This window comes from Streptomyces roseifaciens (assembly GCF_001445655.1).
GTDB classification, from domain to species: domain Bacteria; phylum Actinomycetota; class Actinomycetes; order Streptomycetales; family Streptomycetaceae; genus Streptomyces; species Streptomyces aureoversilis.
This window is the reverse complement of record NZ_LNBE01000007.1, coordinates 10,131-35,925: the sequence shown is the minus strand read 5'-3', so window position 1 is coordinate 35,925 and position 25,795 is coordinate 10,131. Positions and strand designations below refer to the sequence as shown.

The window sequence follows — 25,795 nt, the reverse complement described above, 5'->3', positions numbered from 1 at the left end:
GCTCTACCACCGCGGCCCGCCTCCCGCGCTCCGGGGAGTGCGGGAAACGGGCCGTACGGGGGGCTGCTGTGCGGGGTGCGGGTGACCGCTCAGACGCCGGCGTAGGAGTGCTTGCCGGTGACGAAGATGTTCACGCCGTAGTAGTTGAAGATGTAGCAGCCGAACGCGGCGAGCGCGATGTAGGCGGCCTTGCGGCCCTTCCAGCCGGCGGTCGCGCGGGCGTGCAGGAAGCAGGCGTAGGCGACCCAGGTGATGAAGGACCAGACCTCCTTGGGGTCCCAGCCCCAGTAGCGGCCCCAGGCGGCCTCGGCCCAGATGGCGCCCGCGACGATCGTGAAGGTCCACAGCGGGAAGACCGTGGCGTTGATGCGGTAGCCCAGCTTGTCGAGGGTGGCGGCGGAGGGCAGGCGCGACATGGGGTTGTCGGTGCGCAGCGCGAGCTTGGCCTTGAAGCGGGCGTACTTGCGGTCCTGCGGCAGCTCGTTCAGGTAGCGGCGCAGGCCGGCGCCGGTGCGGCCCTCGACCAGGCGGGCCTCGTAGCCGTCGCGGAAGAGGTAGAGCAGGGTGGAGCAGGCGCCGACCCAGAACGCGGCGCCGCACAGGATGGCGGTGGAGACGTGGATCCACAGCCAGTACGAGTGCAGGGCCGGGACGAGCTGGTCGCTCTCGGTGTAGAGCACGGAGACGGCGAGGCCGAGGTCCAGGAGGATCGTGGTGGTCAGCGGCAGGCCGAGCCAGCGCACGTTCTTCTTGAAGGCCAGCAGGCCGAGGTAGACGCCGACGACCGTCATGCCGAAGGTCGTGGAGAACTCGTACATGTTGCCCCAGGGCGCCCGCTCCACGGACAGCGCCCGGGTGAGCACCGAGCCCGCGTGCAGCAGGAAGGACAGCACGGTCAGCGAGATGGCGATGCGGCCGTAGACGTCGCCCTTCTCGCTGGTGCCCGCGGCGCCCGGGCCGTCGGGCACGTCGCGGCTGCCGGGGCCGGAGCGGGTGACGACCTTGGGGCGCTCCAGGACGGCGGTGCCGCCGCCCTGTGCGCTCGCGGCGCCCGCGGTGCCCGTGGCGCCGGCCGCCTCGGTGGTGATCGCGGCGGCGGTGCGGCCCACGGCGCTGCGGCTGCCGAACACCCACTCGGCGATGTGGGCGAGGAAGGCCAGGGTGTAGACGGCCATGGCCGAATAGATCAGCACGTTGCTGATGTTCGCCAGGTTCTCGTTGGCTGCGGCAGCGATGGGGATCACGCGCGCGCTCCTTCGGATGCTGCGGAGGAATCCGCGGACTCGGCGGACTCCGCGGGGTCGGGGGCGTCCGTGGCGGGCACGGGCGGGGCGTCGGCCTGCAGGTCGGCGGCGAGGTCGGCGAGCTCCTCGGGGAGTTTCGCGGACTCGCTGCGGCCGAGGCCGGCCACCTCGACGACGGTGTGCCCGTCGGCGCCGCGGACGGCCCGCACCCACACGCGGCGGCGCTGGATGAACAGGGAGCCGGCCACGCCGACGAGGGCTGCGACCGCTCCGACGAGGGCGGTGACGTTGCCGGGCTGCTGGGAGACCTGGAAGGTGGCCCAGGGCTTGATGCCGTCGAACTTCAGGGTGCCGCCGTCGGGCAGCGTCATGGTGTCGCCGACCTTGAGGGCCTGCGCGAAGGGTTTGCCGTTCTTGCCCTTGAACTGCGTCATCTTGGACACGTCGAGCTGGTAGATGTTCTGCGGCGTGCCGGCGTCGGTGCCGAGGCTGCCGTGGTAGGCCGTGAGGACGAGGCGCGGGTTGTCCAGGTCGGGGAACTGGGACAGCATCGAGCCGGTCGTCAGGTCCATGGTGGGCACGAAGTTGCCCTTGAAGCCGATCTGGTCCTTCTTGCCGTCCTTGGTGCGGTAGTCGCCCACCTTCAGGACGGTCGACTCGGTGATGTTGTTGTCGATGGGCAGCGAGGGGATCCCGCCGCGGAAGGAGATGTCGCCCTGCCCGTCGCGGACGGTGACCACCGGGGCGTAGCCGTGGCCGATCAGGTAGACCTTGGAGCCGGACGTCTCCAGCGGCTCGTTGACCTTGATCGTCGCCTTGCGGCCGGGGCCGTCGGAGCCCTCGTGGTAGGTGACGTGGGCCTCGTAGGTCCGCGGGGTGCCGCGCTGCGGGCCGGTGCGCTCGTAGCTGGCCTCGAAGCTGTCGAGGTAGAAGCTGAAGGGCTTGAGGTCGTCCGCCTTGAAGAGCGAGCCGGACTTGAAGTCGTCGTACTGGACGAGCGTGTTGGCGAACCCGTCGCCCTCGACGATCAGCTTCTGGCCCTCGGACTTCCACAGCTGCCCGGAGGCAAAGGCCACGAGCATCACGATCAGCGCGATGTGGAAGACGAGGTTGCCGGCCTCGCGCAGGTAGCCCTTCTCGGAGGCCACCGCGTCGCCCGCCGCCTCCGTGCGGAAGCGCTGCTTCTTCAGCAGCTTGCGGGCCGCGGCCAGGACCTCCTCGGGCCCGGCGTCCGTGCGCCACGTGGTGTGGGCGGGCAGCCGCCTGAGGTTGCGCGGGGCGGCCGGCGGGCGGCCGCGCAGCTGGCCGACGAACTGCCAGGTGCGCGGGATGATGCAGCCGACCAGGGACGTGAACAGCAGGATGTAGATCGCGGAGAACCACACCGAGCTGTAGACGTGGAAGAGGCCGAGCTTTTCGTAGAGCGGCCCGAGCGTCTCGTGGCTCTTGTGCCACGCCTCGGCCTTGACCGCGTCCACGCTGGTCTGCGGGACGAGGGAGCCGGGGATGGTGGCCAGGGAGAGCAGGAAGAGCAGGATCAGGGCGACCCGCATGGAGGTCAGCTGCCGCCAGAACCAGCGGGCCCAGCCGATCGCCTCGCGGGCGGACCAGGCCGCTCCCCCGAGCACGCCGGGCTTGCGGACGCCGCCGAAGGAGCCGGGCACGGCCTGGCCGGCGTCGGCGTCCTCGCGGGGCGCGGTCGACATCGCGGAACCCGCGGACTCCACCCCCGCGGCGTCGGCCGCGCTCTCGGCCTCGGCCGTGGCCGGGGCGGCCCGGGCGGCCGGGATGTCCGTGGCGGCGCCGGAGCCGGGGGGCCGGCCGTCGGTGCCGGCGGAGCCGTTCGTGTTGCCCATCTGATCAGACCTCGGGGACGAAGGAGTTGGACCACGTCTGCAGTTCGCGGATGAGGCTGTCCCACACCCCGGTGACGAGGAGCACGCCGACCGCGACCAGCATCAGCCCGCCGGCGCGCATGACCCATGCATAGTGCCGCTTGACCCAGCCGAACGCGCCGAGCGCGCGCCGGAAGGCCACCGCGGTCAGGATGAACGGCAGGCCGAGGCCGAGGCAGTAGGCCACGGTCAGCAGCGCCCCGCGGCCCGCGCTGGCCTGGGTCGAGGAGAGGGAGAGGACGGAGGCGAGCGTCGGGCCGATGCACGGCGCCCAGCCGAGCCCGAAGAGCGCCCCCAGCAGCGGCGCCCCCACCAGGCCCATCGTGGGCCGGGTGTGGAAGCGGAATTCGCGCTGCCCGAATTTGCTGAGCAGCCCCATGAAGGCGAGGCCCATCGCGATGGTGAGGAACCCCATCACCTTGGTGATCGTCTCCTGGTGCACCAGGAGCGCCCGGCCGACCCAGCCGAAGAGGGTGCCCATGGAGACGAAGACGAAGGTGAAGCCGAGCACGAACAGGGTGGACCCGGCGATCATCCGCCCCTTGCGGGACTCGGCCAGGTCCGCTCCGCTGACCCCCGTCACGTACGACAGGTAGCCCGGGACGAGCGGCAGCACGCAGGGCGAGAAGAACGAGACCAGCCCGCCGAGCAGGGCGACGGGCAGGGCCAGCAGCAGCGCCCCGGAGAGCACCGTCTGGTTCATCTCGCCGACGGCGACCGTGACGGCGGCGGAGGTGGCGGGGGTCACCGGATCACTTCTCCGCGACCAGCGGGTCGAGCGTCTTGCGCAGCTCTTCCTCGGTCAGCGCCTTGATCGCGCGTGCGGCGATCTTGCCGTCGCGGTCGATGAAGACGGTGGAGGGGATGGACTGCGGGTTGAGGCTGCCGGCGGGGAAGCGCAGCAGCAGCTTGCCGGCGGAGTCGTAGAGGCTCGGGTACGGGACCTCGAACTCCTTCTCGAACTTGATCGCCGGCGCGGGGTCGGAGTCGCGGGTGTTGAGCCCGACGAACTGCACGCCCTTGTCCTTGTAGTCGTTGGCGACGTTGACGAGGTTCTTGGCCTCGGCGCGGCACGGGGCGCACCACGAACCCCAGACGTTAAGGACGACGATCTTGCCCTTGTAGTCCTCGGCGATGTCGAGCGCCTTGCCGTCCAGCGTCTTGCCGGAGAGGTCGGGCGCGTCCTGCCGCCCGCTCTTGTCGTTGACGACGCTGACGCCGCCCGTTCCCTGCACGAACTGGGTCTGGCCGCCGCTCTTCGGGTTGTCACCCGAGCCGCAGGCGGTCAGGGACAGCGCCGCAACGGCGGCGAGGATGGCCGGCATGGTGATACGCCGGCGTGGTCCGGGGCGTCGAAAGGCGCGGCAGGCACTCATGTGAAAAGTTTCGCATGGTCCGTTTAGGGATCTTCCGCGCCCCCCTGCAGGCACTTCGTACGGGTCCGGGCGGCCGTCCGGGAGCGGCTCCGGCCGCCCGCCGGTTCAGCCGGCCGCCCGGGCGTGCCACTTCTCGCCGACCTCGAGCCGGCGCAGGCCGCTCAGCACGGCCGGGTCCTGGGCGTCCAGCCAGTCGACGAACTGCCGGAAGGAGACCAGGCGCACGTCCTTGTGACGATCGTCGGCGATGCGTTTGATGGCTTCCTCCACCGCATCCATATAAATGCCGCCGTTCCACTCCTCGAAGTGGTTGCCGACGAAGAACGGCGCGCGATTCGTCTCGTACGCCCGCTCGAATCCGGCGAGATAGGCGTCGGTGGCCTGCTGCCGCCAGTGCGGGTAATGCACCGAGGGACCGCGCGTGGTGTTCTTCGACTGATTGGCGAGGATGTTGTAGTCCATCGACAGGACTTCGAACGAATGCCCGGGAAAGGGAATCTGCTGCAGCGGGAGATCCCACAGACCGTGTTTCTTCGACGGCCACACCTGCGTCCCGCCCGGCGAACTCGCGTCATAGCGCCAGCCCAGTTTCGCAGCGGTCGGCAGCAGGTTCTCCTGCCCCAGCAGACACGGCGTCCGGGCGCCCACGAGCTCCTTGCGGTAATCGAACGGCAGCGGGTCCAGATCGGTGAACCCGGTGTTCGTCCGCCACTCCGTGACGAAGGAGACCGCCTGCTCGATCTCCGACTCCCAGTCGTCCCCGTCCCACTTCCCGACCGACCCCTCGCCCGAGCAGAAGTGGCCGTTGAAGTGCGTGCCGACCTCGTGCCCCTCCAGCCACGCCTCCCGCAGGTTCGTCAGCGTCGCCCGGACGTGCTCGTCCGTGAGGTAGCCGATGTCGGAGGCGCCGACCGGGTTGTTGGGCGGCTTGTACAGCCGCTTCTTCGACTCCGGCAGCAGGTAGACCCCGGAGAGGAAGAACGTCATCCGCGCGCCGTGGTCCTGCGCCAGCTTCCGGAACCGCGGGAAGAGGCCGTTGCCGACCTCTCCCGCCCCGTCCCACGAGAAGATCACGAACTGCGGCGGCTTCTGCCCCGGCTCCAGCCGCTCCGGCTCCGGCGGCTGATGCGGCTGGGGCCCGGCGTCGGCCGTCGAGCCGTCGCCGATCGGCTTCGCCTTCGCCCGCTCGACCGCCTTCGCCGCCTGATCGTGCCGCTCGGGCACCGCTTCCGCCGAGCAGCCGGCGACGCCGCCCAGCGCCGCGGCCGCTCCCATTCCCCATCCGAGGAGACCTCGTCGGCTGATGTCGCGCATGTCGACTCCGTCCGTACTCGCCGTGCCCCACGCCGTATGTCGTCCATATAAAACGACATTGCGTGAGAGGGCGCGTCGAGTACGACGGTTGCGCAGTTTCCCCCCTCTTCAGGGAGTTGCCCCGCATTTACGCAGTCGCCACGGCCCAATGGAGCAACCGCGGCCCCCGAACGGCCCTCAGGCGCCGAACGCCTTGGCCCCGCCCTTCACCGGCTTGGCCCCCGCGAGAAGGTGCGCCGGCACCAGATCCCGGGCCGGTTCGCTGTAGCCGACCGAGACGATTTTGTCCCCCCTATAGGTGAACGTCGTCAGACTCGCCAGCGTGCACTCGCGCTTTCGCGGGTCGTGCCACAGCCGCCGCCGCTCCACGAAACTGCGCACGATCCAGATCGGCAGCTGATGGCTCACGCACACCGCCTCGTGGCCCCGCGCGGCATCGCGCGCCGCATCCAGCGCACGCATCATCCGGACGACCTGCTCCACGTAGGGCTCGCCCCACGACGGACGGAAAGGATTCGTCAGGTACTTCCAGTTGGCCGGCTTCTTCAGCGCGCCGTCGCCCACGCCGAACGTCTTGCCCTCGAAGACGTTCGCCGCCTCGATCAGCCGCTCGTCCGTCGCCAGGTCCAGACCGTGCGTCTTGGCGATCGGCGTCGCCGTCTCCTGCGCACGCTCCAGCGGCGAAGCCACCACATGGGTGACGTCCCGCCCCGCCAGGTGCTCGGCCACCCGGTCCGCCATCCGGCGGCCCAGGTCCGACAGGTGGTAGCCCGCCCGGCGCCCGTAGAGCACGCCCTCCGGGTTGTGGACCTCGCCGTGGCGCATCAGGTGCACCACGGTGATCTCGTCCTGCTTCTTCTCCGCGTCCTTCGCCGAGCTCACTTGGCCCCCTCCTCGGTCGCCCCGGCCGCCGCCCGCGCCGCCGCCGGCAGCGCCGCGGCGATCCGCTCGATCGCCGCCGTGTCGTGCGCCGTCGACACGAACCACGATTCGAACGCCGACGGCGGCAGGTACACGCCCTGCGACAGCATCGAATGGAAGAAGGCGTTGAAACGGAACGCCTCCTGCGCCTTCGCGTCGTCGTAGTTCCGCACCTCACGGCCCGTGAAGAACACCGAGAACATGTTGCTCGCCGTCTGCAGGCGGTGCGCCACGCCCTCCTTGCTCAGCGCCTCGCTCACCAGGCCGCTGATCTCGGCGGACACCGCGTCGACCTTCTCGTACGCCGCGTCGTCCAGCAGCCGCAGCTGCGCCAGGCCCGCCGCCGTCGCCACGGGGTTTCCCGAGAGCGTGCCCGCCTGGTACACCGGGCCCGCCGGAGCCAGGTGCGCCATCACATCGGCCCGGCCGCCGAAGGCCGCCGCCGGGAAACCGCCACCCATGACCTTGCCGAACGTCATCAGGTCCGGCTTCACGCCGTCGACGCCGTACCAGCCCGCCTTGCTCGTGCGGAAGCCCGTCATCACCTCGTCGGAGATGAACAGCGCGCCGTTCTTGGCGCACGCGTCCTTCAGCCCCTGGTTGAAGCCCGGCATCGGCGGCACCACGCCCATGTTGCCCGGCGACGCCTCCGTGATCACACAGGCGATCTCGCCGGGGAACGCGTGGAACGCCTCGTGCACCGCCTCCAGGTCGTTGTACGGCAGCACGATGGTGTCCCCGGCCTGCGCACCCGTGACCCCCGGCGTGTCCGGCAGCCCGAACGTCGCCACGCCCGAGCCCGCCGCGGCCAGCAGCGCGTCCACATGGCCGTGGTAGCAGCCCGCGAACTTGATCACCTTGGCCCGGCCGGTGAAACCGCGCGCCAGCCGGATCGCCGACATCGTCGCCTCGGTGCCCGACGACACCAGGCGCACCTGCTCCACGGGCTCGATGCGCGCGACGATCTCCTCGGCGAGCGCGACCTCCCCCTCACCCGGCGTACCGAACGACGTACCGCGGGCCACCGCCTCCTGGACGGCCGCGATCACCTCGGGATGCGCGTGCCCGAGGATCATCGGACCCCACGAACACACGAGGTCGACGTACTCCCGGCCATCGGCGTCGGTGAGGTACGGACCGGTACCGGACACCATGAACCGGGGCGTACCACCCACGGCACGGAACGCCCGGACCGGGGAGTTCACGCCGCCGGGCGTCACGACAGCGGCGCGGTCGAAGAGTGTCTGCGAGACTGGCGCATGCATGGGGTATGGGTAGCTCACGCTAGCCATGGTCTCAGAGCCTCGCGACGAGTCCGATCCGGGCGTTTCACATGCCCTTCACGGGGGAGGTCTCTGAGACGATGATCGGGTTGCGCGGCGGGGGCAGTGCTGCGTAGGAAAAAGCGGTCAGGTGGAGATATGCAGCGCGGTGGCGGAGTGGGTGAGGGCACCGGAGACCTGGGCCCCGAGCGCGCCCGGCAGTCCCGCAGGGGGCGCCACAGGGGCCGGCGCGACCGGCGCGAAGAAGACCTCGCGGGCAGGACGGACGGCCTCGCGGGCGGTACGGACGGCCTCGCGAGCAGCAAGGCAGGCACAGGAAGCAGGAGTGGCCGAGTGGGGGTGACCTACAAGTACTTCGGGGCACCCAACAGCGCGGCCGCAGCCAACGTCCCCATCTCCATGCGCCCCGAGGAGCTCGGCGGCGACGAGCTCGGCATGGGCGGCATGTTCACCCGCATCAAGCCGGAGACCGTGGCCGCCATGGTGCTCACCGGCATCGAGGGCATACCCCTGCACAAGGTCCCCCCGCTCGAGCTGGTCGTCCTCCACCCCGACTACGCCGTCGTGAAGCTCCCCATGACCGTCGTCGACCCGCTGCGCGGCGTCGGCGAGGAGTCCGTCGGCGCCGCCGCCTTCATCTGGTCCACCGTCCCCGACCGCGGCGGCCCCCGCGACGCCTTCGGCGTCTACCAGCTCCTGCGCGAGTGGCAGGACTTCTCCCACCGCCTGCACGAGAACGGCCACCAGCCCTACTGCCTCGTCTGGCCCTGACCCCCACGGGTCCCCCGGGCCCACCCGGCCCCCGGACCGGCGTGACCGGATCCGCCGCACCGGCCACCGGCCACCGGATCCCGCGCCAGGGCGCTCAGCCCGGTGCCAGCACCGTCGTGTCCAGCGTGCCCTCGACCACCTGCCGGGCAAGCTCCGACAGCCGCAGCTGACGCGGACGGGCATAGCCCCGCAGCCTCTCGAACGCCTCGTCCGGGCCGATCTGCCAGCGCTCGGCCAGCACGCCCTTGGCCTGCTCGATGACCACACGGCTGTTCAGCGCCGCCTGCAACTGCGCCTTGTCGACATTGCCCCGCTCGATGGTGCGCTGCTGGAGGATGGCGATCGTCGCCACGTCCGCCAGCGCCTGCGCCAGCCGGACGTCCGGCTCGGCGATGCCGCCGGGCCGGGAGTGGAGGAGGTTCAGCGCGCCGATGACCTGATGGCGCAGCCGCATGGGAATGGCGTGCGTGACGCGGAAACCCGCCCCGCGGGCGTACTCCGCGAACGCGCCGAAGGCCGCCCCGGCCCGCGGGGACTCCAGGTCGATGTCCAGCTGCGGCAGCCCCGTGCGGTAGCACTCGGCACAGGGGCCCTGATCGTGCTGGAGGGCGAACAGCTCCAGCAGCCGGGTGTGCTCGTCCGAGGCCGCGATGACCTGCAGCTCACCGCACGAGTTGACGATCATCACGCCCACGGCGTCGATGTCGAGCAACTCGACACAGTGAGCGGTCAGCCGGTGCAGAAAGTCGATCAGATCGAAGTCGTCGATCAGCGAATCGACGGCCTCGACGAGGATCTCCAGCATGCGTTGCCGGCCTGCCACGGCCACCATCCCCTCCGCTCGCGGACGGGCCCTGCCGGTCTCCCGGACGAACGGCCCGCGAGGTTCACGTTACGCCCTGGCACCACGGTGCCGGCGGCCTCCGAGGGCGTCGAGATCGGCCAGATCCGCGAGGGAGGCGACCGGGCAGAAGACCTCCAGCAACCCGGCCACCCGCAGAAGCTTCAACGACCACGGCCGGATGCACAGCACATCGAAGCTGCCCCCGGCCCCGAGCACCCTCGTCCGGCCCCGGACGAGCAGCCCCAGCAGGGCGCAGTCGAAGAACGTCACCCCGCTCAGATCGATCACCACGGCCGGCTGCTCCCGCGCCACCAGCCGGGCCAGCAGCTCCTCCACCTCCGGAACCGCCGCGAGGTCGATCTCCCCGGCGAGCTCCAGAACGCTCCACCGGCCCACTGCCCGGATACGGGCCGTGCCCTGCCACTCCGCCACGACTGCTCCCCAGTTCGGGCTGCATGGAACAGTGCACGAAGCCGACCCCGCGCACCGTTGCCACCAGGGTCCGGGGCAGCTCCTGCGAGGCTATGGCCGGATGCTTGCGCAGCCGAGGGTGGTGGGAGTGCAACGCTCGAACGAATGAAAGTTGCCGGAACGGCCTCGCGAAACCCACCGCCGTGCTTCCACCCGTGCTTCCACCCGTGCCCCCATCCGGGTCCTCACCCCTCGAACCCCTACTTTCCGCCGTTCCCCGAAGCCTCCTCCGCCAGCCTTCCGGAGGTCCCGCCCACGCCCTAGGGTGAAGCCCGTGGCCCCGGCCCCCGGTCACCGCCTCCCGCCGACGCACCGGACATGCCTCCCGCCAAGCCGGTACCTCCGCGGTGGAGAACGAGCCGGCCGGAGGCCCCTGCCAGGGGAAGGCAGGAGCACCGGCCGGTTCTGCAGCCCCACCCCGGCCCGTAGCCTGCGGACATGCTCATCGCCCGCTCCATCGGCCTCTTCGTCCTCGCCGCGCTCCTGGAGATCGGCGGCGCCTGGCTCGTCTGGCAGGGCGTGCGCGGCAGCCATTCCGGAGAGGGGCGCGGCTGGGCCTGGATCGGCGCCGGCATCGTCGCCCTCGGCGCCTACGGCTTCGTCGCCACCCTCCAGCCCGACGCCCACTTCGGCCGCATCCTCGCCGCCTACGGCGGGGTCTTCGTCGCCGGCTCCCTCGCCTGGGGCATGGTCGCCGACGGCTACCGGCCCGACCGCTACGACGTCCTCGGCGCGCTCGTCTGCCTCGTCGGCGTGGCGATCATCATGTACGTGCCCCGCAACCGCTGAATATCCTGCCCGGGGACCACCCACGCCACATCGGCCGCGCCGCGCCCCAGGAGGCATCACCATGAGCACCCGCACCGCCGTCATCACCGGCGCCAGCAGCGGCATCGGCGCCGCCACCGCCCGCCGGCTCGCCGCCGAGGGCTACCGCGTCGTCCTCACGGCCCGCCGCGCCGACCGCATCACGGCCCTCGCCGAGGAGCTCCCCGGCGCCCGCGCCCACGCCCTCGACGTCACCGACCGCGCCGCCGTCGAGGCCTTCGCCGCCGGCCTCGACCGCGTCGACGTCCTCATCAACAACGCCGGCGGCGCCCACGGCGCCGACCCCGTCGCCACCGCCGACCCCGCCGACTGGCGCACCATGTACGAGGTCAACGTCCTCGGCGTGCTCCACATGACCCAGGCCCTGCTCCCCGCCCTCACCGCGAGCGGCGACGGAACGGTCCTGATCCTCTCCTCCACCGCCGCCCTCGGCACCTACGAAGGCGGCAGCGGTTACGCCGCCGCCAAGCACGGCGCCCACGCCGTCGCCGAAACCCTCCGCCTGGAGCTGTGCGGGCAGCCCGTCCGCGTCATCGAGATCGCCCCCGGCATGGTGCGCACCGACGAGTTCGCCCTCACCCGCTTCCGCGGCGACCGCGCCAAGGCCGACGCCGTCTACGCGGGCGTCGCCGAGCCGCTCACCGCCGAGGACGTCGCCGACACCATCGGCTGGGCCGTCACCCGGCCGCCGCACGTGAACGTCGACCTGCTCGTCGTCCGCCCCCGCGCCCAGGCCTCGAACCACAAGGTCCACCGCGAGGCCTGACCCGGCCGGGACCTCGGTCCCAGGACCCGCGACCGAAGCGGAAACGATCATTCCCGGGCTACCGTCGTACCGACGCCGCCCCCGGACGGGCGGCCCGCATCGAACAGGGGAACCCCATGCGCGTGATCGCCTTCGACCACCTCGTCCTCAACGTCTCCGACGCGGAGCGGTCCCTCGCCTTCTACACCGGCCCGCTCGGCCTCGACCCCGTCCGCGTGGACGACTGGCGCGCGGGCCGGGTGCCCTTCCCGTCGGTGCGCGTCGCCCCCACCACGATCATCGACCTGGTGGAGCGCGAGCGCGGTGACACGGCCGCCTCCAACGTCGACCACATCTGCCTCGTCGTCGAGCCCCTGGACTGGCAGGCCGTCATCGACGCCGGCACCTTCACCGTCGTCGACGGCCCCGGCAAGCGCTACGGCGCCCGCGGCGACGCCGAGTCGGTCTACGTCCTCGACCCGGACGGCAACACCGTCGAACTGCGCTGGTACCCGCAGGACGTGCAGCAGTAGCAGGAAGCCCGGGTCCGGACGGCCGGACCCGGGCAACCGGGGTCGGAGCTCCGGAGCGCCGGAGCTCCGGAGGCGTCAGCCCTTGACGCAGACGACCTGCTTCAGCTTGGCGACGACCTCGACGAGATCCCGCTGCTGGTCCATGACCTGCTCGATCGGCTTGTACGCGGCCGGGATCTCGTCGACCACGCCGCGGTCCTTGCGGCACTCCACGCCCCGCGTCTGCTCGGCCAGATCCCGCTCGGAGAACCGCTTCTTCGCCTGGTTGCGGCTCATCCGGCGGCCGGCGCCGTGCGAGGCGGAGTTGAAGGAGTCCTCGTTGCCCAGGCCGCGCACGATGTACGAACCGGTGCCCATCGAGCCCGGGATGATGCCGTACTCGCCGCCGCCCGCGCGGATCGCGCCCTTGCGGGTGACCAGCAGGTCCATGCCCTCGTACCGCTCCTCCGACACGTAGTTGTGGTGGCAGGAGATGGTCTGCTCGAACATGGGCTTGGCCTTCTTGAACTCCTTGCGGACCACGTCCTTGAAGAGCGCCATCATGATCTCGCGGTTGTGCCGCGCGTACTCCTGGGCCCAGAACAGGTCGTGCCGGTAGGCGGCCATCTGCGGGGTGTCCGCGACGAAGACCGCGAGGTCGCGGTCGACCAGGTTCTGGTTGTGCGAGAGCTTCCGGGCCTCGCCGATGTGGTACTCGGCCAGCTCCTTGCCGATGTTGCGGGAGCCGGAGTGCAGCATCAGCCAGACCGCACCCGTCTCGTCGAGACAGAATTCGATGAAGTGGTTTCCCCCGCCGAGCGACCCCATCTGCTTCAGCGCACGGCCCTGACGGAACTTGACCGCTTCCGCGACCCCGTCGAACCGCCCCCAGAAGTCGTCCCACCCGGCCGTCGGCAGCCCGTGCAGCCGTCGCGGGTCGACCGGGTCGTCGTGCATCGAGAAGCCCACCGGGATGGCCTCCTCGATCTTCGAACGCAGCCGGGAGAGGTCACCGGGCAGGTCGTTCGCGGTCAGCGACGTCCTCACCGCCGACATCCCGCAGCCGATGTCGACGCCGACCGCCGCCGGGCACACCGCGCCCTGCATGGCGATCACCGAGCCGACCGTGGCCCCCTTGCCGAAGTGGACGTCCGGCATGACCGCGAGTCCCTTGATCCATGGGAGGGTGGAGACGTTGCGCAGCTGCTGCATGGCGACGTCCTCGACCGTGGCCGGGTCGGTCCACATGCGGATCGGAACACGGGCGCCGGGCACCTCGGTGTAGGACATGGTTTTCCTCATAACCCCGTAAAAGCAAGATAACGCAAAAGCCGGACATATATCACGATTCACGACAGTGAACCGGCAGACGCAGCGGCACGTGCGGTAGACATACTGTCCAGCCGCCGCCTCCGCGGCAGCAACACGTTTTCGGTGGAAGGAGCCACGGACCGTGCAGCGAAGGGCTCACGCACCGGCCGCCGCACTGGCCGCCGCCGTGCTGGCCGCAGCGCTCACCGCCTGCAGCGGCGGGGCGGGCGCCGACGGCGGCGACGACTCCAAGCCCGGCCAGGCGGGCTCCACCGCGCCCGCCGCACAGCCCGGCAAGTACCGCAGCCTCCCCGAGCCCTGCGGCTACGTGAACCGCGAGACGCTGCGCAGGCTCCTGCCCACCCCGGGTGACGACGAGGCCGACCGCGACACCCTCGCGAAGCTCTACAAGGGCCAGGCCGCCATCACCTACGACACAGACCGCCGCGTCGGCTGCCGCTGGAATCTGGAGGCCCCGGAGGGCTCCCGGCACCTGACCGTCGACTTCGAGCGCGTCGTCTCGTACCAGCCCGGCGTCAGCGACGAGCAGCGCGCGGAGCAGCTCTACGGCCGCCGGGCCGGCGCCGCGCACATCCCGGTCTCCTCCGGCTCCCCGTCCGCGCCCTCGGCCTCGGCCTCGGCCTCGAAGGGCGCGAGCTCGGGCCCGCACCCGCAGGGCGGAGCGCAGAGCGGCTCCCCGGCGCCCTCCGCGTCCCGGCCGGGCGCGCCCTCGGCCTCCGGTTCGCCGGCGGGCGGCGCCTCGCTGGCCCCGCGCGTCCTGGACGACCTGGGCGACGACGCCTTCATCGACGACAAGCTGATCACTGCCGGTTCGGGCGTGCACCGTGACATCAACATCGTCTTCCGGTCCGCGAACGTCATCGTGACCATCGCCTACGACCAGTGGTCGGCCGACAAGCAGCACATCCCCGGGAGCGAGGACCTCCAGGGCAAGGCCCAGGCCCTGGCCCGGGAGCTCGACGCGGGGAACTTCAACAACTAGCCGGTGGGCAATCCCCCACCGGCCCGCGTCGGCCGCGTACCGTGCCGATCAGGCGGGGTGAGGGCGCCCAGGCGCCCCGCCCCTCGACACCGAACGAGCGAAGGACCCATGCACCGAACAGCCCCGCGACTCGCCCGACTCCTCGCCTGCGCCGCAGTACCGGTGATGCTCGTCGCCACCGGCTGCTCGGACGACGACGGCGACAAGAAGAAGTCCTCGCCCTCCGCCTCGGCACCGGCCCCCAGCGCCTCGCCGTCGGTGAAGGCGGCGACGTTCGCCAAGCTGCCGCCGGAGGTCTGCAAGACCATCGACGAGAAGACGATCGACAAGCTGGTGCCGAAGGCGAAGAAGAAGGAGGGCGAGGCCCTCCCCACCAGCGACGCGAACGACTCGGCGAGCTGCTTCTGGAACGGCCTGAACGACGAGGACGTCAAGGACCTGCAGTTCCGCTCGCTGACCGTCTCCTACAAGCGGCTGGCCTCCGACCCGACGCTGGGCTCGGGCGAGAAGCGCGCCGAGAAGTTCGCCGAGCAGCAGGTGACCAAGGCGACGACCGCCGACGGCGCCAAGGACGCGAAGACCGAGAAGGCCGAGGGCATCGGCGAGGGCGCGAACCTGGTCGCCACGGACACCAAGAAGGACGACGACGACTACCGCAATGCGACCGTCGTCGCCCGCACGGGCAACGTCGTGGTCACGGTGAAGTACAGCGGCGCCGGCTTCCAGGGCGCGAAGAACCCGGCGGCGGACGAGATCGCCAAGGGCGCGCAGGACGCGGCCAAGGAGGCGGTGGCCGCGGTCGCCGCGGCGAACAAGAGCTGAGCAAACGCAAAGGCGCCGGTGAGCTCGATTCGAATCGAGCTCACCGGCGCCTTTGCGTAACCGGAACTACGCGGCGAGCAGCTTCCGCACCCGGTCCGCCCCCACCGCGAGCAGCAGCGTGGGCAGGCGCGGGCCGGTGTCGCGGCTCACCAGCAGGTGGTAGAGCAGAGCGAAGAAGGACCGCTGGGCGACCTTGAGCTCCGGGGTCGGCTTGGCGTCGGGCTCCAGGCCGGCCTGGACCTTGGGCACGCCGTAGACGAGCGTGGTGAGGCCGTCGAGCGACCAGTGGTCGTCCAGGCCTTCCAGGAGCAGCCGCAGCGACTCGCGGCCCTGCTCGTCGAGCGAGCCGAGCAGCTCCGTGTCGGGCTCGGAGCGCACGATGGTGCGGGACTCGGCCGGGACCTGGGTGTTGATCCAGTGCTCGGCCTTGCCCAGGCGCGGGCGGACCTCGTCGAGCGAGGTGACCGGGTGCGCCGGGTCGAGGTCGCTGAGGATGCGCAGGGTCTGCTCGTCGTGGCCGGCGGTGATGTCGACGACCGAGGCGAGCGTGCGGTACGGCAGCGGGCGCGGCGTGCGGGGCAGCTCGCCGGCGGCCGTGCGGGCGGCACGGGCGTGGGCGGCGGCGTCGGCGGGCAGCACGCTGCCGTCGGCGACCTTGGCCTCCAGCTTGTCCCACTCGTCGTAGAGCCGCTGGATCTCCTGGTCGAAGGCGATCTTGAAGGACTGGTTGGGCTTGCGGCGGGCGTACAGCCAGCGCAGCAGCGGCGCTTCCATGATCTTCAGAGCGTCGCCGGGGGTCGGGACCCCGCCCTTCGAGGACGACATCTTGGCCATGCCGCTGATGCCGACGAAGGCGTACATCGGGCCGATGGGCTGCTCGCCGCCGAAGACCTTGCGGACGATCTGGCCGCCGACGACGAAGGACGAGCCCGGGGAGGAGTGGTCCACGCCCGAAGGCTCGAAGATCACGCCCTCGTAGGCCCAGCGCATCGGCCAGTCGACCTTCCAGACCAGCTTGCCGCGGTTGAACTCGCTGAGGCGGACGGTCTCGGAGTGGCCGCACACGCAGGTGTAGGCCAGCTCGGTGGACTCGTCGTCGTACGCGGTGACGGTGGTGAGGTCGCGCTCGCAGGCGCCGCAGTACGGCTTGTACGGGAAGTAGCCCGCACCGCCGGCGCTCCCGTCGTCCTCGGCGGCGGCGCCGGAGCCCTCGGCGGCCTCCAGCTCGGCCTCGTCGACGGGCTTCTGCTGCTGCTTCTTGGGCTTGCCGGTCGCCTTGTCCTTCGTCCGGTACTGGTCGAGGATCGCGTCGATGTCGGCGCGGTGCTTCATCGCGTGCAGGACCTGCTCGCGGTAGACACCGGAGGTGTACTGCTCGGTCTGGCTGATCGGGTCGTACTCGATGCCGAGCTCGGCGAGCGCCTCGACCATCGCGGCCTTGAAGTGCTCGGCCCAGTTCGGGAACGCCGAGCCGGCCGGGGCCGGGACGGAGGTCAGGGGCTTGCCGATGTGGGCGGCCCAGGACTCGTCGATGCCCGGGACGCCATTGGGCACCTTGCGGTACCGGTCGTAGTCGTCCCAGGAGATCAGGTGCCGGACCTCGTGGCCCCGGCGGCGGATCTCGTCGGCAACGAGGTGCGGGGTCATGACCTCGCGCAGGTTGCCGAGGTGGATCGGGCCGGAGGGGGACAGGCCGGAGGCAACGACGATCGGTTTGCCGGGGGCGCGGCGCTCCGCTTCGGCAATGACCTCGTCGGCGAAACGGGAGACCCAATCGGCCTCGGTGCTCTGAGCCTGAGCCACGGCACTTCCTTCCTTACGGTCCTGGCATGACCATTGTCCCAGACGGGAGGGGTGGCTCCGGGGTTGCCCGGCTGCGGCGAAATTACCGCGGGGGCCGTGGTAGGCGCATGGGATAATCGGGGGGACCATCACATGCCGCCTACCGGAATGGCACCTTCCCATGGCTTCGGTTCCCTCCCTCGCTTCCTCGCTCCACCAGCGCATCGCGGACGCGCTCTCGGCAGCCCTGCCGGAGGCCGGTGCCGCCGATCCGCTGCTGCGCCGAAGCGACCGGGCCGATTTCCAGGCCAACGGGATGCTGGCGCTGGCCAAGAAGCTGAAGGGCAATCCGCGCGAGCTGGCGGCGAAGGTCGTCGAGGGCCTTCCGGCCGGTGATCTGATCAAGGAGGTCGAGGTCTCGGGCCCCGGCTTCCTGAACATCACGATCACGGACGAGGCGATCGTGAAGACCCTGGCCGCGCGCGCCGCCGACGACCGCCTGGGCGTGCCGTTCGCGGAGCACCCGGGCACCACCGTCATCGACTACGCCCAGCCGAACGTGGCCAAGGAGATGCACGTCGGCCACCTGCGCAACTCGGTCATCGGTGACGCGGTGGTGCGGATCCTGGAGTTCTCCGGCGAGCAGGTCGTGCGCCGTCACCACATCGGCGACTGGGGCACCCAGTTCGGCATGCTCATCCAGTACCTGATCGAGCACCCGCACGAGCTGGACCACGAGGGCGAGGTCTCCGGCGAGGAGGCCATGTCCTCCCTCAACCGGCTGTACAAGGCGTCGCGGACGCTCTTCGACTCCGACGAGGAGTTCAAGGCCCGCGCCCGCCGCCGGGTCGTCGACCTCCAGGCCGGCGACGAGGAGACCCTCGCGCTGTGGCAGCGGTTCGTCGACGAGTCGAAGATCTACTTCTACTCGGTCTTCGACAAGCTCGACGTGGAGATCCGCGACGAGGACATCGTCGGCGAGTCCGGCTACAACGACATGCTCGCCGAGACCTGCCGCCTGCTGGAGGAGTCCGGCGTCGCGGTCCGCTCCAACGGCGCGCTCTGCGTCTTCTTCGACGACGTCAAGGGCCCGGACGGCAAGCCCTCGCCGCTGATCGTCCAGAAGTCCGACGGCGGCTTCGGCTACGCGGCCACGGACCTGTCCGCGATCCGCGACCGCGTGGGCAACCTGAAGGCCGACACCCTGCTGTACGTGGTGGACGCCCGGCAGTCCCTGCACTTCAAGATGGTCTTCGAGACCGCCCGCCGGGCCGGCTGGCTGACCGACGACGTCAAGGCCGTCCAGCTCGGCTTCGGCACGGTCCTCGGCAAGGACGGCAAGCCGTTCAAGACCCGTGAGGGCGAGACGGTCCGCCTGGTCGACCTGCTCGACGAGGCGATCGACCGCGCGACGGCCGTCGTCCGGGAGAAGGCCCAGGACCTGACGGAGGAGCAGATCGCCGAGCGCGGCGCCCAGGTGGGCATCGGCGCGGTGAAGTACGCGGACCTGTCGACGTCCGTCTCGCGCGACTACAAGTTCGACCTGGACCAGATGGTGTCCCTCAACGGCGACACCAGCGTCTACCTCCAGTACGCCTTCGCCCGGATCCAGTCGATCCTCCGCAAGGCGGGCGAGGCCCGGCCGGTCGCCCACCCGGAGCTCGCGCTGGCCCCGGCCGAGCGCGCCCTGGGCATGCACCTGGACCAGTTCGGGGAGAACCTGGCCGAGGTCACGGCCTCCTACGAGCCGCACAAGCTCGCCGGGTACCTCTACCAGCTGGCCTCGCTCTACACGACGTTCTACGCCGAGTGCCCGGTCCTCAAGGCCGAGACGCCGCAGCAGGTGGAGAACCGCCTCTTCCTGTGCGACCTGACGGCCCGCACCCTGCGTCAGGGCATGTCGCTGCTGGGCATCCGGACGCCCGAGCAGCTCTGAGACACCGGACCGACCGGACCGGGGGCGGGGTCCCTCACCCCGCCCCCAGTTCGAACCACACCAGCTTGCCGGTGAGCCCCTGGGGCTGCCGGCGCAGGGCGAACCCTCCCCAGCTGTCGGCGCAGCGCATCACGAGCGCGAGCCCGCGGCCCTCCTCGGCGTCCTCCCGGGGCAGCGCGGTGGCCTGCAGGCCGGGCAGCGCGGGGTTGGTGTCCCACACGGTCACCCGCACCCCCTTTCCCTTGCCTTCGCGCCTGACGCGTACGGAGGCGGGCCCTTCGGAGTGCCGGTAGGAGTTGGTGACCAGCTCCGAGGTGAGCAGCTCGGCGGTCTCGGCCACGCGGGCGAAGCCGTGCTCCTCGAAGATCGTGCGGAGGGTGCGGCGGGCGATGCAGGGGGCGAGCGGGTCGCAGGGGACCTGGAGGGTGTACTCCCAGCTCTCGGGGAGCTCGGGGTCGGTGCTCATGGGCGCGTCTCCGCAGAGGGAACGGTGTGCGCCACAAGCTAGGGCCGGTGCCCGGGGGCTTTCCACTGTTTCGGCGGAATTCCCCCGGGCACCGGCCCTTGCTGTCTACAACGTTTACCGGAACCGACGGCCCCTACCGGAGCTGCCGCGCGACCTCGGTCGCCCAGTAGGTGAGGATCATGTTGGCCCCGGCGCGCTTGACGCTGGTCAGGGTCTCCATGATCGCGCGGTCGCGGTCGATCCAGCCGTTGGCGGCGGCGGCCTCGACCATCGCGTACTCGCCGCTGATCTGGTACGCGGCGACCGGCACGTCGACGGCCTCGGCGACCTTGGCCAGGATGTCCAGGTACGGCAGGGCCGGCTTGACCATGACCATGTCCGCGCCCTCGGCGAGGTCGAGCGCGAGCTCGCGCAGCGACTCGCGGCTGTTGGCGGGGTCCTGCTGGTAGGTCTTGCGGTCGCCCTGCAGCGAGGAGCCGACGGCCTCGCGGAAGGGGCCGTAGAACGCGGAGGCGTACTTGGCGGTGTAGGCCAGGACGGAGACGTCCTCGTGGCCGGTCTGGTCGAGGGCGTCGCGGATGACGCCGACCTGGCCGTCCATCATGCCGCTGGGGCCCACGGCGTGGACGCCCGCGTCGGCCTGGACCTGCGCCATCTCGGCGTAGCGCTCGAGCGTGGCGTCGTTGTCGACGCGGCCGGAGGCGTCGAGGACGCCGCAGTGGCCGTGGTCGGTGAACTCGTCCAGGCACAGGTCGGACATGATGACGAGCTCGTCGCCGACCTCGGCCTTCACGTCGCGGATGGCGACCTGCAGGATGCCGTCCGGGTCCGTGCCGGCGGTGCCGGCGGCGTCCTTCTTGGACTCCTCCGGGACGCCGAAGAGCATGATCCCGGAGACGCCGGCCTCCAGCGCCTCGACGGCCGCCTTGCGCAGGGTGTCACGGGTGTGCTGGACGACCCCCGGCATGGAGGTGATCGGCACCGGCGTGCCGATGCCCTCCCGCACGAAGGCGGGAAGGATCAGGTCGGCCGGGTGCAGACGGGTCTCCGCGACCATGCGGCGCATGGCGGGGCTGGTGCGCAGGCGCCGGGGGCGGGACCCCGGGAACGTGCCGTAGGTGGTGCTCAACTCCGTGCCCTTCTACGCGATCCGGGCCGTCGCTCGCTCGGGCGGGTGACCGGGTCGCCGGCCTCCAGGGCGGCGTCCCGGCGGGCCGCGCCGAAGTCCGCGAGCGCCTCGGCGAGCTTGAGCACCGAAGGCTCGGGCGACAGCACGTCCACCCGCAGGCCGTGTTCCTCCGCGGTCTTCGCGGTGGCCGGGCCGATACAGGCGATGACGGTGACATTGTGGGGCTTGCCGGCGATGCCGACGAGGTTGCGCACCGTGCTCGACGAGGTGAAGAGCACGGCGTCGAAACCGCCGCCCTTGATGGCCTCGCGGGTCTCGGCCGGCGGCGGCGAGGCCCGGACGGTGCGGTAGGCGGTGACGTCGTCGACCTCCCAGCCCAGCTCGATCAGGCCGGCCACCAGGGTCTCGGTGGCGATGTCGGCGCGCGGCAGGAAGACGCGGTCGATCGGGTCGAAGACCGGGTCGTAGGGCGGCCAGTCCTCCAGCAGGCCGGCGGCGGACTGCTCGCCGGACGGCACGAGATCGGGCTTGACGCCGAACTCGATCAGCGACCTGGCGGTCTGCTCGCCGACGGCCGCGACCTTGATGCCGGCGAAGGCACGCGCGTCGAGCCCGTACTCCTCGAACTTCTCGCGCACCGCCTTGACGGCGTTCACCGAGGTGAAGGCGATCCACTCGTAGCGGCCGGTGACCAGGCCCTTGACCGCGCGCTCCATCTGCTGGGGGGTGCGCGGCGGCTCGACGGCGATGGTCGGGACCTCGCTGGGCACGGCGCCGTAGGAACGGAGCTGGTCGGAGAGCGAGGCGGACTGCTCCTTGGTGCGCGGCACGAGGACGTTCCAGCCGAAGAGCGGCTTGGACTCGAACCAGGAGAGCCGGTCGCGCTGCTCGGCAGCGCTGCGCTCGCCGACCACGGCTATGACCGGCTGGGCGCCGTCGGCCGAGGGCAGCACCTTGGCGGCCTTGAGCACCTGGGCCAGGGTGCCGAGGGTGGCGGTCCAGGTGCGCTGGCGCGTGGTGGTGCCGGCGACCGTGACGGTCATCGGCGTGTCGGGACCGCGGCCGGCGGAGACCAGTTCGCCGGCGGCGGAGACGACGGAGTCGAGCGTGGTGGAGACGACAGCGGTGACCTCGCTGGCACCCACCTCGGACCAGCAGGTGGCCGAGGCCGTGCGGGCGTCGACGAAGCGCACGTCGCCGCCCTTGCCGTCACGCAGCGGCACACCGGCGTAGGCGGGCACGCCGACGGCCGTGGCGACGCCGGGAACCACCTCGAAGGTGATGCCCTCGGCCGCGCAGGCGAGCATCTCGTCGGCGGCGTCGCCGTCGAGACCGGGGTCGCCGAGAACGGCACGGACGACCCGCTTGCCGCTGCGCGCGGCCGTCATGACAAGATTGGCGGTGTCCCTAAGGACGGGGACGTCCGCGGTTTTTGATGCCTCGTCAGTAACCGTCTGGGCAGGCATGTCCACATGGGCGCGCGCATGCGTGCGCACCACGTCGAGCACCTGCGGATCGGCGATCAGGACGTCCGCGGCCGCGAGCGCCTCCACGGCGCGGAGCGTCAGCAGTCCCGGGTCTCCGGGGCCGGCACCGAGAAAGGTGACGTGCCCGTGCACGGGGTGGTTCGGGGCGGTGGGGTTCAAAGTGCTCGCTCCCCCATAAGACCGGCCGCTCCCTTGTCGAGCATCGCTGCGGCGAGCTCGCGGCCCATGGCCACGGCTTCTTCGCTGGACGACGGCACGGGGCCGGTGGTGGACAGCTGCACCAGCGTCTTGCCGTCGGTCGTGCCGACGACGCCCCGCAGGCGCATTTCGGTGACAATCTGCCCGTCGGCCAACAGGTCGGCCAGCGCACCCACGGGTGCGGAGCAGCCGGCCTCCAGGGCGGCGAGCAGGGAACGCTCGGCCGTCACGGCGACCCGGGTGTACGGGTCGTCGAGCTCGGCGAGCGTCGCGGCGAGGGGTGCGTTGGTCATGGCGCACTCGATCGCCAGGGCCCCCTGGCCGGGGGCGGGCAAAACTGCGTCGGGCTCCAGGAACTGCGAGACCTCGGCGCTGCGGCCGATCCGCGACAGCCCCGCAGCGGCGAGCACCACGGCATCGAGCTCGCCGTCGGTGACGAAGCCGATGCGGGTGTCGATGTTGCCGCGGATGGGCACGGTCTCGATGTCCTTGCCGAGCTCGCGGGCCCAGGCGTTGAGCTGGGCCATGCGGCGCGGGGAGCCGGTGCCGATGCGGGCACCCTCGGGAAGGGTCTCGAAGGTCAGGCCGTCGCGGGCGATCAGCACGTCGCGCGGGTCCTCGCGCGGCGGGATCGCCGCGAGGGCCAGCTCCTCGGGCTGCTTGGTGGGCAGGTCCTTCAGGGAGTGCACGGCGAAGTCGATCTCGCCCGCGAGCAGCGCGTCGCGCAGCGCGGAGACGAAGACGCCGGTGCCGCCGATCTGCGCGAGGGACTCGCGCGAGACGTCGCCGTAGGTGGTGATCTCCACCAGCTCCACCGGGCGACCGGTCAGCTGCTGCACGGCCTGCGCCACCTGGCCCGACTGGGCCATGGCGAGCTTGCTGCGGCGCGTGCCGAGGCGCAGCGGCCGCGAAGAGTTGTCGTTCATGCCGGCTCCCGTGCCGTGTTGTGCGTACCGGCCTGCGAGTCGGCCCGGCTGACGGCGGCGACCGCCTGCGGGTCGAGGTCGAAGAGCTCTCGCAGCGCGTCGGCATAGCCGGCGCCGCCGGGGGTGGAGGCCAGCTCCTTGACGCGCACGGTGGGCGCGTGGAGGAGCTTGTCGACGACGCGGCGCACGGTCTGGGTGATCTCCGCGCGCTGCTTGTCGTCCAGGTCGGGCAGGCGGCCGTCGAGGCGGGCGATCTCGCTCGCGACGACGTCCGCGGCCATGGTGCGCAGGGCGACCACGGTGGGGGTGATGTGGGCGGCGCGCTGGGCGGCGCCGAAGGCGGCGACCTCGTCGGAGACGATGGCGCGCACCCGGTCGACGTCGGCGGCCATGGGCGCGTCGGCGGAGGCCTCGGCGAGCGACTCGATGTCGACGAGCCGTGCGCCCTCCAAGCGGTGGACGGCGGCGTCGATGTCGCGCGGCATGGCGAGGTCGAGGAGGGCGAGGCGGTCGCCGGTGCGGGCCGCGTCGCCGCAGGCGGCGTCGAGAGCGCAGGCCGCGTCCGTACGACCGGCGCCGGCCGCCTCCGGACGGGAGGCGAGCGCAGCGCGTATGGCCTCGGCCGTCAGCACGACGCCCATGGCGCCGGTGCAGCTGACCACGACGTCCGCCAACGCGAGCTCCTTCGGCACCGCGGCCATCTCCACGGCCGAGGCCGTGAAGCCGGCGGCGGCCCGGGCACCCGGCTCGGTGAGGATCTCCGCCAGGCGCTCCGCGCGAGCGAGCGTGCGGTTGGCGACGGCCACGTGGGCGACGCCCGCCCGCGCCAGCGTCGCCGCGGCGAGGGAGGACATCGAGCCGGCGCCGATGACGAGGGCCCGCCTGCCGCCGGCCCAGTCGCCCAGCGGCACGCCGTCGGCCAGGCGCTCCAGGCCGAAGGTGACCAGGGACTGGCCCGCCCGGTCGATCCCGGTCTCGCTGTGGGCGCGCTTGCCGACCCGCAGGGCCTGCTGGAACAGGTCGTTCAGCAGCCGCCCGGCGGTGTGCAGCTCCTGGCCGAGGGCGAGGGCGTCCTTGATCTGGCCGAGGATCTGGCCCTCGCCGACGACCATCGAGTCCAGCCCGCAGGCCACCGAGAACAGGTGGTGGACGGCGCGGTCCTCGTAGTGCACATAGAGATACGGAGTGAGCTCCTCCAGCCCGACGCCCGAGTGCTGGGCGAGGAGCGTGGACAGCTCGGCCACACCGGCGTGGAACTTGTCCACGTCGGCGTAGAGCTCGATGCGGTTGCAGGTGGCGAGGACGGCCGCCTCGGTGGCGGGCTCGGCCGCGAGGGTGTCCTGCAGCAGCTTGGCCTGCGCCTCGCGCGCGAGGGCGGCGCGCTCCAGCACGCTCACCGGCGCGCTGCGGTGGCTCAGTCCGACGACGAGAAGGCTCATGCCGGCATCACGGCGGGTACGTCCCCGTCCGGTCCCTTCCTGCCGCCCGCGGCCGAGCGCACGCCCGCGCCGGAGCGGGGCTGCGCCGTGGCGGCCACGGCGGTCTCCTGTGCGGGGGAGGTCTCCTCGCCCGCCTTGCGCTGCTCGTGGAAGGCGAGGATCTGCAGCTCGATCGACAGGTCGACCTTGCGCACGTCGACGCCCTCGGGCACGGAGAGCACGGTGGGCGCGAAGTTGAGGATCGAGGTGACCCCGGCAGCCACGAGCCGGTCGCAGACCTGCTGGGCGGCGCCGGCCGGGGTGGCGATGACACCGATGGAGACGCCGTTGTCCGTGATGATCGACTCGAGCTCGTCGGTGTGACGCACGGGCAGCCCGGCGACCGGCTTGCCGGCCATGGCGGGGTCGGCGTCGATCAGGGCCGCGACGCGGAAGCCGCGGGAGGCGAAGCCGCCGTAGTTGGCGAGGGCCGCGCCGAGGTTTCCGATGCCGACGATGACGACCGGCCAGTCCTGGGTCAGGCCGAGCTCGCGGGAGATCTGGTAGACGAGGTACTCGACGTCGTAGCCCACACCGCGGGTGCCGTAGGAACCGAGGTAGCTGAAGTCCTTGCGCAGCTTGGCGGAGTTGACCCCCGCCGCGGTCGCGAGCTCCTCGGAGGAGACCGTGGGCACCGAGCGCTCGGAGAGCGCGGTCAGTGCGCGCAGGTACAGCGGAAGCCGGGCGACGGTGGCCTCGGGAATCCCTCGGCTTCGGGTCGCCGGTCGGTGAGTTCGGCCAGTTGCCACGGTGCTCCTGCGGGTAGAGCGGGGCTGCGGGCGGCGCCTCGTCCCAGGACCGCCCCGTCGAACGCAGGCTATGCCTTTGTGAACGCGTGCACAAAGATGGTGTCCGTTTTGCCCGGTCAAAGTGACCGGGGTCACGCGGCCTTTCGGCCCTCTCCGGGAACCATTCGGCCCCTCCCGGGGACGACCGGCCGCACTGCAACAGCAGCCACACCCGTCACACACGACCCAGGGGAGCGTCCACGGGGACACGGGCGCTCACTCCTGACTCACTGCTTGCTTACCGGAGGAAACCCCGGACCCCGCC

General features: G+C 71.3%; 24 protein-coding genes. 7 read left to right on the top strand and 17 right to left on the bottom strand.

The genetic code is table 11. From position 1 onward, the window contains the following. Nucleotides 1-89: 89 nt before the first annotated feature. The 7 genes from ccsB to hemL all read right to left on the bottom strand — a co-directional run bounded on the left by ccsB (nt 90) and on the right by hemL (nt 8,042). Nucleotides 90-1,241, bottom strand: a complete 1,152-nt coding sequence (gene ccsB / locus AS857_RS35540) for a c-type cytochrome biogenesis protein CcsB (protein WP_058047658.1) — start codon at nt 1,239-1,241, stop codon at nt 90-92. After that, nucleotides 1,241-3,100 carry a cytochrome c biogenesis protein ResB gene (resB, locus tag AS857_RS35535; RefSeq protein ID WP_079110947.1) on the bottom strand — a complete coding sequence of 620 codons (1,860 nt, stop codon included), beginning with the start codon at nt 3,098-3,100 and terminating at the stop codon, nt 1,241-1,243. The genes ccsB and resB overlap by 1 nt, the downstream gene beginning before the upstream one ends. A 4-nt stretch (nt 3,101-3,104) precedes the next feature. Next, nucleotides 3,105-3,842: a cytochrome c biogenesis CcdA family protein gene (locus AS857_RS35530; protein WP_058047656.1), complete on the bottom strand. Its 738-nt coding sequence runs from the start codon at nt 3,840-3,842 to the stop codon at nt 3,105-3,107. 49 nt (nt 3,843-3,891) lie between these two features. After that, the gene (locus AS857_RS35525) at nt 3,892-4,515 is read right to left on the bottom strand and encodes a TlpA family protein disulfide reductase (protein WP_058047607.1); all 624 of its coding nucleotides are present in this window, start codon (nt 4,513-4,515) and stop codon (nt 3,892-3,894) included. Between the two features lie 105 nt (nt 4,516-4,620). Continuing rightward, the gene (locus tag AS857_RS35520; protein ID WP_058047606.1) at nt 4,621-5,829 is read right to left on the bottom strand and encodes a polysaccharide deacetylase family protein; all 1,209 of its coding nucleotides are present in this window, start codon (nt 5,827-5,829) and stop codon (nt 4,621-4,623) included. Between the two features lie 177 nt (nt 5,830-6,006). After that, nucleotides 6,007-6,654 (bottom strand): histidine phosphatase family protein, encoded by a 648-nt coding sequence (locus tag AS857_RS35515; RefSeq protein WP_079110955.1) that lies wholly within the window; start codon nt 6,652-6,654, stop codon nt 6,007-6,009. 53 nt (nt 6,655-6,707) lie between these two features. Beyond that, a complete protein-coding gene (hemL, locus tag AS857_RS35510; RefSeq protein WP_058047604.1) occupies nt 6,708-8,042 on the bottom strand; it encodes a glutamate-1-semialdehyde 2,1-aminomutase in 1,335 nt (444 codons plus the stop codon). A gap of 129 nt (nt 8,043-8,171) precedes the next feature. Between hemL and AS857_RS35505 the strand changes: the two genes are divergently transcribed. After that, nucleotides 8,172-8,804, top strand: a complete 633-nt coding sequence (locus AS857_RS35505; RefSeq protein ID WP_079110946.1) for a hypothetical protein — start codon at nt 8,172-8,174, stop codon at nt 8,802-8,804. Between the two features lie 94 nt (nt 8,805-8,898). Here AS857_RS35505 and AS857_RS35500 read toward each other — a convergent pair whose 3' ends face one another. Continuing rightward, a complete protein-coding gene (locus tag AS857_RS35500; protein WP_058047602.1) occupies nt 8,899-9,636 on the bottom strand; it encodes a GAF and ANTAR domain-containing protein in 738 nt (245 codons plus the stop codon). Between the two features lie 60 nt (nt 9,637-9,696). Next, a complete protein-coding gene (locus AS857_RS35495) occupies nt 9,697-10,080 on the bottom strand; it encodes an STAS domain-containing protein (RefSeq protein ID WP_058047601.1) in 384 nt (127 codons plus the stop codon). A gap of 477 nt (nt 10,081-10,557) precedes the next feature. Between AS857_RS35495 and AS857_RS35490 the strand changes: the two genes are divergently transcribed. The 3 genes from AS857_RS35490 (at nt 10,558) to AS857_RS35480 (ending at nt 12,225) form a co-directional block, all read left to right on the top strand. After that, nucleotides 10,558-10,908 (top strand): YnfA family protein, encoded by a 351-nt coding sequence (locus AS857_RS35490; RefSeq protein ID WP_058047600.1) that lies wholly within the window; start codon nt 10,558-10,560, stop codon nt 10,906-10,908. A gap of 61 nt (nt 10,909-10,969) precedes the next feature. Beyond that, the gene (locus AS857_RS35485) at nt 10,970-11,713 is read left to right on the top strand and encodes an SDR family NAD(P)-dependent oxidoreductase (RefSeq protein ID WP_058047599.1); all 744 of its coding nucleotides are present in this window, start codon (nt 10,970-10,972) and stop codon (nt 11,711-11,713) included. Nucleotides 11,714-11,829: 116 nt separating this feature from the next. Next, nucleotides 11,830-12,225 (top strand): VOC family protein, encoded by a 396-nt coding sequence (locus tag AS857_RS35480; protein WP_058047598.1) that lies wholly within the window; start codon nt 11,830-11,832, stop codon nt 12,223-12,225. Nucleotides 12,226-12,300: 75 nt separating this feature from the next. On the opposite strand, the gene AS857_RS35475 is transcribed toward AS857_RS35480, so the two are convergent. After that, nucleotides 12,301-13,494: an RtcB family protein gene (locus AS857_RS35475; RefSeq protein ID WP_058047597.1), complete on the bottom strand. Its 1,194-nt coding sequence runs from the start codon at nt 13,492-13,494 to the stop codon at nt 12,301-12,303. Nucleotides 13,495-13,657: 163 nt separating this feature from the next. Here AS857_RS35475 and AS857_RS35470 point away from each other — a divergent pair, with 163 nt between their 5' ends. Further along, the gene (locus AS857_RS35470) at nt 13,658-14,518 is read left to right on the top strand and encodes a hypothetical protein (RefSeq protein ID WP_058047596.1); all 861 of its coding nucleotides are present in this window, start codon (nt 13,658-13,660) and stop codon (nt 14,516-14,518) included. A 108-nt stretch (nt 14,519-14,626) separates the two neighbouring features. Beyond that, the gene (locus AS857_RS35465) at nt 14,627-15,340 is read left to right on the top strand and encodes a hypothetical protein (RefSeq protein ID WP_058047595.1); all 714 of its coding nucleotides are present in this window, start codon (nt 14,627-14,629) and stop codon (nt 15,338-15,340) included. 66 nt (nt 15,341-15,406) lie between these two features. Here the strand turns inward: AS857_RS35465 and lysS are convergent, their stop codons facing one another. Beyond that, complete coding sequence (lysS, locus tag AS857_RS35460; RefSeq protein WP_058047594.1) at nt 15,407-17,143, bottom strand: lysine--tRNA ligase; 1,737 nt, start codon at nt 17,141-17,143, stop codon at nt 15,407-15,409. 160 nt (nt 17,144-17,303) lie between these two features. Here lysS and argS point away from each other — a divergent pair, with 160 nt between their 5' ends. After that, nucleotides 17,304-19,058 (top strand): arginine--tRNA ligase, encoded by a 1,755-nt coding sequence (gene argS / locus AS857_RS35455; RefSeq protein ID WP_058047593.1) that lies wholly within the window; start codon nt 17,304-17,306, stop codon nt 19,056-19,058. Nucleotides 19,059-19,092: 34 nt separating this feature from the next. Here the strand turns inward: argS and AS857_RS35450 are convergent, their stop codons facing one another. From AS857_RS35450 to AS857_RS35425, 6 genes are all read right to left on the bottom strand, one after another. Next, on the bottom strand, nt 19,093-19,524 hold the full coding sequence (locus tag AS857_RS35450; protein ID WP_058047592.1) for an ATP-binding protein: 432 nt from the start codon (nt 19,522-19,524) through the stop codon (nt 19,093-19,095). Between the two features lie 133 nt (nt 19,525-19,657). After that, nucleotides 19,658-20,653: a porphobilinogen synthase gene (gene hemB / locus AS857_RS35445; protein WP_058047591.1), complete on the bottom strand. Its 996-nt coding sequence runs from the start codon at nt 20,651-20,653 to the stop codon at nt 19,658-19,660. Further along, nucleotides 20,650-22,299, bottom strand: coding sequence for a bifunctional uroporphyrinogen-III C-methyltransferase/uroporphyrinogen-III synthase (locus tag AS857_RS35440; RefSeq protein ID WP_058047590.1), 1,650 nt, complete (start codon nt 22,297-22,299; stop codon nt 20,650-20,652). Before AS857_RS35440 ends, hemB begins: the two co-directional genes overlap by 4 nt. Beyond that, entirely contained in the window at nt 22,296-23,264 is a 969-nt protein-coding gene (gene hemC / locus AS857_RS35435; protein WP_058047589.1) for a hydroxymethylbilane synthase, read from the bottom strand. The genes AS857_RS35440 and hemC overlap by 4 nt, the downstream gene beginning before the upstream one ends. Further along, entirely contained in the window at nt 23,261-24,703 is a 1,443-nt protein-coding gene (locus tag AS857_RS35430) for a glutamyl-tRNA reductase (protein WP_058047588.1), read from the bottom strand. The genes hemC and AS857_RS35430 overlap by 4 nt, the downstream gene beginning before the upstream one ends. Continuing rightward, nucleotides 24,700-25,491, bottom strand: a complete 792-nt coding sequence (locus AS857_RS35425) for a redox-sensing transcriptional repressor Rex (RefSeq protein ID WP_058047587.1) — start codon at nt 25,489-25,491, stop codon at nt 24,700-24,702. Before AS857_RS35425 ends, AS857_RS35430 begins: the two co-directional genes overlap by 4 nt. Between the last annotated feature and the right edge of the window lie 304 nt (nt 25,492-25,795).

Excerpts from the sequence above, each read along its gene's own strand:
- AS857_RS35530 (WP_058047656.1), bottom strand. The coding sequence starts at position 3,842 with ATGAACCAGACGGTGCTCTCCGGGGCGCTGCTGCTGGCCCTGCCCGTC.
- AS857_RS35430 (WP_058047588.1), bottom strand. The coding sequence starts at position 24,703 with ATGAGCCTTCTCGTCGTCGGACTGAGCCACCGCAGCGCGCCGGTGAGC.
- AS857_RS35500 (WP_058047602.1), bottom strand. The coding sequence starts at position 9,636 with ATGGTGGCCGTGGCAGGCCGGCAACGCATGCTGGAGATCCTCGTCGAG.
- AS857_RS35525 (WP_058047607.1), bottom strand. The coding sequence starts at position 4,515 with ATGAGTGCCTGCCGCGCCTTTCGACGCCCCGGACCACGCCGGCGTATC.
- resB (WP_079110947.1), bottom strand. The coding sequence starts at position 3,100 with ATGGGCAACACGAACGGCTCCGCCGGCACCGACGGCCGGCCCCCCGGC.
- AS857_RS35450 (WP_058047592.1), bottom strand. The coding sequence starts at position 19,524 with ATGAGCACCGACCCCGAGCTCCCCGAGAGCTGGGAGTACACCCTCCAG.
- hemL (WP_058047604.1), bottom strand. The coding sequence starts at position 8,042 with ATGGCTAGCGTGAGCTACCCATACCCCATGCATGCGCCAGTCTCGCAG.
- AS857_RS35515 (WP_079110955.1), bottom strand. The coding sequence starts at position 6,654 with ATGCGCCACGGCGAGGTCCACAACCCGGAGGGCGTGCTCTACGGGCGC.
- AS857_RS35480 (WP_058047598.1), top strand. The coding sequence starts at position 11,830 with ATGCGCGTGATCGCCTTCGACCACCTCGTCCTCAACGTCTCCGACGCG.
- AS857_RS35505 (WP_079110946.1), top strand. The coding sequence starts at position 8,172 with ATGCAGCGCGGTGGCGGAGTGGGTGAGGGCACCGGAGACCTGGGCCCC.
- AS857_RS35490 (WP_058047600.1), top strand. The coding sequence starts at position 10,558 with ATGCTCATCGCCCGCTCCATCGGCCTCTTCGTCCTCGCCGCGCTCCTG.
- AS857_RS35475 (WP_058047597.1), bottom strand. The coding sequence starts at position 13,494 with ATGTCCTACACCGAGGTGCCCGGCGCCCGTGTTCCGATCCGCATGTGG.
- AS857_RS35465 (WP_058047595.1), top strand. The coding sequence starts at position 14,627 with ATGCACCGAACAGCCCCGCGACTCGCCCGACTCCTCGCCTGCGCCGCA.
- hemC (WP_058047589.1), bottom strand. The coding sequence starts at position 23,264 with ATGAACGACAACTCTTCGCGGCCGCTGCGCCTCGGCACGCGCCGCAGC.
- argS (WP_058047593.1), top strand. The coding sequence starts at position 17,304 with ATGGCTTCGGTTCCCTCCCTCGCTTCCTCGCTCCACCAGCGCATCGCG.
- AS857_RS35520 (WP_058047606.1), bottom strand. The coding sequence starts at position 5,829 with ATGCGCGACATCAGCCGACGAGGTCTCCTCGGATGGGGAATGGGAGCG.
- AS857_RS35485 (WP_058047599.1), top strand. The coding sequence starts at position 10,970 with ATGAGCACCCGCACCGCCGTCATCACCGGCGCCAGCAGCGGCATCGGC.